Annotated in this window: 2 protein-coding genes; both read right to left on the bottom strand. The window is 70.8% G+C overall.

What is annotated here, in order from left to right:
* Positions 1-49 precede the first annotated feature (49 nt).
* A complete protein-coding gene (gene hutG, locus Q0066_RS01395) occupies positions 50-1,024 on the bottom strand; it encodes a formimidoylglutamase (protein ID WP_298129327.1) in 975 nt (324 codons plus the stop codon).
* Positions 1,021-1,980: imidazolonepropionase (gene hutI / locus Q0066_RS01390; RefSeq protein WP_298129325.1), on the bottom strand; the 960-nt coding region annotated here is incomplete at its 5' end. The genes hutG and hutI, both read right to left, overlap by 4 nt.

Below are 1,980 nucleotides of genomic sequence, written 5' to 3'. Positions count from 1 at the left end.
CGGTACGCGGGGACGGTTCTTTTCGTTCCACTTTCGGACGCGCGATCACTCAGGCCAAGTGACGGACGACCTCATCGACGCAACGTGCCGCGGTACGTGCCGTCCGGGCATCGATGTCGAACCGCGGATTCAGTTCGGCGACCTCGAACAGCCCCAGCTTCCCGGACGCCGCAACTGTGCGCAGCACCGCCAGCACCACCGCGACCGGGACGCCGAACGCCGCCGGAGCACTCACCCCAGGAGCAACGGACGCCGGCAGCACATCGAGATCGAGGGTCAGATGCACCCGATCGACCTTCGCCAGCAGGGCCTGGGCAGCCGCGACCGCGGAACTGGCGTCGGTGTCGACGTCGTCCAGGATCGCCACGCCGAGCCGGTCCGCGGTGTCCAGCAGGGTGCGGGTATTGCTCGGCCGGCTGAGTCCGATCACCGAGTAGTGGAGTCGACGCTGCTGCGCCGCCAGGTCGTCCGCGAGTTGCAGGAACGGCGTCCCGGACGTGGCATGCTCGGCCTTCCGCAGGTCGAGATGGGCGTCCAGGTTGAGCACACCCCAGGTCTCGTCGCGCCGTGACACCCAGCCCGAACCGCTGCCGTAGGCGACCGCATGACCGCCGCCCAGCACCACTGGCAGCGCGCCCGCGTGCAGCACGTCCGTGACCACCGTCGCCAGCCGGGCCTGGCCGGCCTCGAGATCGCCGTCGTCCACCACCACGTCACCCAGGTCGACCACCACAGTGCCGGGATCGGCGAGCCCACCTAGCACCGCGCGGATCGCCGTCGGCCCCTCAGCCGCACCGACCCGTCCGGCGTTCCGGCGCACGCCCTCGTCGCTGGCGAACCCGACGACCGCCGGCCCGCCAAAGCCCTCCCTAACTAGTTCTGCCCTGCCGTCGACGGGAGGGCTGAAGTAGTTAGGGAGGGGTTTGACGACGTGGTGCCAACGGGCATGCTCGGCGCCCGGGCCGTCGTCACGGCCCGACCAGCGCGTCGGAGCCCGGTCGATCGGAACACGATGGCCGCTCACCGAAGCACCCCGTCCTTCAGCACCGCATGCACCATCGGGACGCCCGGGCGGTAGGCCAGGTGCAGGTGGCTGGGTGCGTCCAGCACGACGAGGTCGGCAGTCGCACCAGGCCGTAGCACGCCGAGGTCGTCGCGTTGCAGCGCTCGCGCTCCGCCGGCAGTCGCCGCCCACACCGCCTCGTCGGGAGTGAGGTGCAGGTCACGCACCGCGAGCGCGATCACGAACGGCATGGACGTCGTGTAGGACGTCCCCGGGTTGCAGTCGGCGCCCAGCGCGACGGTGACCCCGGCGTCCCAGAGCCGGCGGGCGTCCGGGTACTTGTTGCGGGTCGAGAAGTCGGCGGCCGGTAGCAGGGTCGCGACCGTGGTCGAGGCTGCAAGTGCTTCGATGTCGGTGTCGTCGGTGTGACAGACGTGATCCACCGACGCGGCACCCAGTTCGACGGCCAGCTGGATGCCCGGCCCTTGGTGCAGCTGGTTGCCGTGTACCCGGACGCCGAGTCCGGCGGCCTGCCCGGCGGTCAGCACCGCCCGGGACTGGTCCGCGTCGAAGGCGCCCTGCTCGCAGAAGACGTCGATCCAGGACGCCAGCGGCGCGCAGGCCGGGATCATCTCGTCGACCACCATCGCCACGTAGTCATCGGCCCGGCCGGCGAACTCCGGCGGTGTGACATGCGCCGCCAGCAACGTGGTGAACGGGCTCTGGCTACGGGCGACGTCCAGGCTGCGGCGCTCGTCTACCACACTCTGCCCGTAGCCGGACTTGATCTCGACGGTGGTCGTGCCCTGCTTCGCGTACTCGTCCAGCAGCCGCGCCACATTTGCGGACAACTCCGCGTCCGAGGCGGCCCGGGTGGCGGCGAGCGTGCTGCGGATCCCTCCCGCGGCGTACTTCTGCCCGGCCATCCGGGCGGCGAACTCCTCGGCCCGCTCACCGGCGAACACCAGGTGGCTGTG

Source organism: Micropruina sp., from assembly GCF_027492755.1.
Classification (GTDB): domain Bacteria; phylum Actinomycetota; class Actinomycetes; order Propionibacteriales; family Propionibacteriaceae; genus Micropruina.
Note: the sequence above shows the minus strand (reverse complement) of the source record. Positions and strands in the feature narration are given on the sequence as shown.